Source organism: uncultured Microbacterium sp. (assembly GCF_963521695.1).
Taxonomy (GTDB): domain Bacteria; phylum Actinomycetota; class Actinomycetes; order Actinomycetales; family Microbacteriaceae; genus Microbacterium.
In genome coordinates, this window is the sequence record NZ_CAUQWC010000262.1 from 1 (window position 1) to 4192 (window position 4192).

Annotated in this window: 3 protein-coding genes; all 3 read right to left on the reverse strand. The window is 71.4% G+C overall.

What is annotated here, in order from left to right; all coding sequences use genetic code 11:
- Window positions 1–423 (reverse strand): FAD-dependent oxidoreductase (locus tag RWP81_RS14790; RefSeq protein WP_314457354.1); only part of this gene is annotated, 423 nt, incomplete at its 3' end.
- Window positions 416–2662, reverse strand: a complete 2247-nt coding sequence (locus RWP81_RS14795; RefSeq protein WP_399540615.1) for a molybdopterin oxidoreductase family protein — start codon at window positions 2660–2662, stop codon at window positions 416–418. The genes RWP81_RS14795 and RWP81_RS14790, both read right to left, overlap by 8 nt.
- A 5-nt stretch (window positions 2663–2667) precedes the next feature.
- Complete coding sequence (locus tag RWP81_RS14800) at window positions 2668–4068, reverse strand: MFS transporter (RefSeq protein ID WP_314457358.1); 1401 nt, start codon at window positions 4066–4068, stop codon at window positions 2668–2670.
- Window positions 4069–4192 lie beyond the last annotated feature (124 nt).

Here is a 4192-nt window from a genome sequence, read left to right on the forward strand (position 1 = left end):
CCCGTGGTCGAGTTCCGCCGCAACCGCCGGCCGGGCCGCGCGATGCCGCTGCGCCCGCTCGAGACCCGCCAGGGTCGGCACGTTCGCGCGCGCCCCGGTCGCCAGCACGAGCCGGTCATACGGAACCCGGATGCCATCGTGCAGCCGCACCACGCGGCGGTCGCGGTCGACGCCGACCACCGTCATCCCGAGCACGAAGGTCACCCCGGCTTCTTCGGCGACGAGTCGGTCGCCCATGTCGAGGCCCTCGCGCTCAGCGCGCCCGACGGCGTACTCGGCGAGCAGCACGCGGTTGTAGACGTCGTGCGTCTCGGCGCCGATGACCGTCAGGTCGATGCGCCCGTCACGCACCGCCGGCAGGAGTCCTTCGATCAGCCGCGCCCCGACGGGGCCGTAGCCCACCAGCACCACACGCTCAGACATGGATTCTCTCCTCGGTGATGCCCGGCTGGTCGAACGTCTCACTCGCTAAGAGGGAACCGGCGGACGTGGATGCCGCGGGCGCGGCGCCCGCCAGCGCCAAGGCCGCGACTCCAGACGCCGCACGCCCGACGCCCGGATGCTCCGACACCACCACCGGCCCGTGCTCCGCGATCGCGGCGACGGGCACAGCGGCATCCGGAGCCACCCGCACCCGCGTGCGCTTGAACTCCGGCATCGCCGAGGTCGGATCGACGAGGGCCTCGGTGAGGCGGTTGGCGCACTCGTCGCCGGCGTAGTGGAAGGGCAGGAAGACGGTGTCGTGACGGATGTCGGTCGTCACGCTCGCCCGCGCCCGCACGGTGCCGCGCTCGTTCGACACCGCGACGAGCGCACCCTCGCGGATGCCGAGCCGTGATGCCGTCGCGGGATGGATCTCGAGCCGCGCCTCGGGTCGGGCGCCGTTCAGCTCGGCGACGCGGCGGGTCTGGGTGCCCGACTGGTACTGCTGCAGGTAGCGGCCGGTGACGAGGGTGAGGTCGCCGCCGCGGTCGGTGGGCGCCGGGGGAGTGGCATCCACCGGCACGAGACGCGCGCGGCCGTCGGCGTGGGCGAAACGTCGGGTGAAGGGGCGCGGCGTGCTCTCGGAGCGGTAGGGCCAGTACGCTTCGACGCCGGTGTCGAGCAGCGCGTGCGAGAGGCCCGAGTAGTCGGCGATGCCGCCCTCCGACGCGCGCGCGAGCTCGTCGAACACCTCGGCCGGATCGGTCGACCAGGTGGATGCCGCGCCCAGGCGCCCCGCGATCTCCGCCATGATCCACAGCTCGCTGCGGGCGCCGTCCGGTCCTGCCAGCGCACGGCGGCGGCGGATGACCCGGCCCTCGAGCGAGGTCATCGTGCCCTCCTCCTCGGCCCACTGCAGCACGGGCAGCACGATGTCGGCGAGCTCCGCGGTCTCGGAGAGGAAGAAGTCGCAGACGATCAGGGTGTCGAGGGCGGTGAGGTTCGCGCGAACGGCCTCGACGTCGGGGGCCGAGACGACGACGTTGGAGCCGGCGACCAGCAGCGTCTTCACCGGGCCGCCGAGCTCTGCGAGCAGTGCGGTGGCCGGGATGCCGGCATCCGGAAGCGTGTCGGGATCGACGCCCCAGACTCCGGCGACGTGCCGACGGGCTTCGGGGTCGCGGATGGAGCGGTAGCCGGGCAGTTGGTCGGCCTTCTGGCCGTGCTCGCGTCCGCCCTGGCCGTTGCCCTGGCCGGTGAGGGTGCCGTAGCCCGAGCCTTCGCGGCCGACGAGGCCGAGCACGAGGGCGAGGTTGATCGCGGCGGTGGCGGTGGCGGTGCCGTCGACGTGTTGTTCGACGCCGCGTCCGGTGAGGATGTACGCGCGTCCCGCGGCGAGGCGGCGCGCGGTCGCTTTCAGGTCGGCAACCGGGACGCCGGTGGTCGCAGAAGTCCGCTCCGGCCACCACTGCGCGACGCTGCGTCGGACCGCGTCGAATCCCGAGGTGCGCTCCTCTATATAGGCCTGGTCGGCGAGGCCCTCGGCGAGGGCGATGTGCGTGAGACCGAGGAGGAGGGGCAGGTCGGTGCCGGGGGCGGCCTGCAGGTGGGTGCCGGCGCCGTCTTCGGTGAGGCGCGCGGTGGCCGAGCGGCGCGGGTCGACGACGATGAGTCCGCCGGCGGCGCGGGCTCCGGCGAGGTGCGCGAGGAACGGCGGCATGGTCGCGGCGACGTTCGAGCCGAGCAGCAGGATGGTCGACGCGTCGTCGAGGTCGGTGACGGGGAAGGGCAGGCCGCGGTCCATGCCGAAGGCCCGATTGGATGCCGCGGCGGCCGACGACATGCAGAACCGGCCGTTGTAATCGATGCGCGAGGTGCCGAGGGCGACGCGGGCGAACTTGCCGAGCTGGTACGCCTTCTCGTTGGTGAGTCCGCCGCCGCCGAAGATGGCGTTGGCGTCGGGTCCGTGGGTGGCCTTCGTGTCGCGGAACGCCGCGGCGACGGCATCCAGTGCCTCATCCCAGGTGGTCTCGGCGAGGGTTCCGTCGGACTGCCGGGTCAACGGCATCCGGAGTCGTTGGGGGGATGCCAGGAGCTCCGCCGACGTCCAGCCCTTGGCGCAGAGCCCTCCCCGGTTGGTGGGGAAGTCGCGGCCCGTGACCGTGGTGGACCCGTCGTGGGTCACGGTCATGGCGCACTGCAGCGCGCAGTAGGGGCAGTGGGTGTCGGCGGAGCTCATGGTCATCAGATCCGGGTGCCGGTCTTCTTCGACATCCGCAGGTAGACGCCGGCGGTGAGGGCGAGGAACGCGACGTAGGCGAGGGCGAACCAGCCGAGCGCGGGGGTGTACGAGCCGAATGTCGTCTTCGAGAAGCCGAGCAGCTGCGGGATGAAGAAGCCGCCGTACGCGCCGATCGCCGAGACGAGGCCGAGGGCTGCGGCGGCCTTGCGCTGCGCACCGATGCCGTTGTTCGAGCGGAGGGCGAAGATCGTCGGGATCATGCGGTAAGTGGCGCCGTTGCCCATGCCCGCGGCGGCGAACAGCACCAGGAAGCACAGCAGGAAGACGGCGAAGTTCTGCATCGGCAGGGTGAGGATCACACCCAGGATGCCGAGACCCATCACCGTGAACGCGCCCATCGTGATGACGGTACCGCCGAAGCGGTCGGCGAGCTTTCCGCCGTAGGGGCGGGCGAGCGACCCGACGAGGGCGCCCATGAAGGCGAGGGTGACGGTGGCGGTGCCGATCGCGATTCCCTTGAAGTCGGGGAACGTGTCGGCGAGCAGCTTCGGGAAGACGCCCGCGAAGCCGATGAACGAGCCGAAGGTGCCGATGTAGAGCACGGCCATGATCCACAGGTGCGGCTCTTTCAGGGCGGCGAGGGATGCCGTGATGTCGGCCTTGGCGCTGGAGAGGTTGTCCATGCGGAAGTACGCGCCGACCATCGCGACGATGATGAGCGGCACCCAGATGAGACCCGCGAGCGGCAGGTTGAGGGTGGCGGCGGCGCCGACGGTGATGACGATCGGCACGACGAACTGCGCGACCGAGGCGCCGAGGTTGCCGCCGGCGGCGTTGAGTCCCAGCGCGTAGCCCTTCTGCGCGGCCGGGTAGAAGAAGGTGATGTTCGCCATGGAGCTGGCGAAGTTGCCGCCGCCGAAGCCGGCGAACGCGGCGATGAGGAGGAGTAGACCGAATGGGGTCGCGGGGTTCGACACCGCGATGGCGAGGCCGATGCTGGGGATGAGCAGGAGGCCCGCCGACACGATCGTCCAGTTGCGGCCGCCGAAGCGCGGAACCATGAACGTATAGGGGATGCGCAGCGTCGCGCCCACCAGGCTCGGCATGGAGATGAGCCAGAAGATCTCACCCGTCGAGAGCTGAAAGCCCGCGGCGGGCAGCGAGACGACGACGACCGACCACAGCTGCCAGACGACGAACCCGAGGAACTCGGCGAAGATCGACCACCGCAGGTTGCGGGAGGCGATGGCCTTGCCCTCTTTCGCCCACTGGGTGGCGTTCTCGGGGTTCCAGTTGTCGATCCAGCGGCCGGGGCGGTGGACGAGCTCTGCGCTCTGTGTGCCTGCAGTCGTTGCGGCGGGCGGCGCCGCTGCGGCTTCGGGGCGCGGGTCGGTGACGGTCACGGGTTCCTCCGGGAGGCGATGTGGGGAGGTGCAGCGCCCCGCATGGGTGGGGCGTGGTCGCCAGCGTAGGGAGGAGGGGTTTCCCAGGACCGCGCCGCGGGGGGCGGGGAGGTAACGGTTGGCT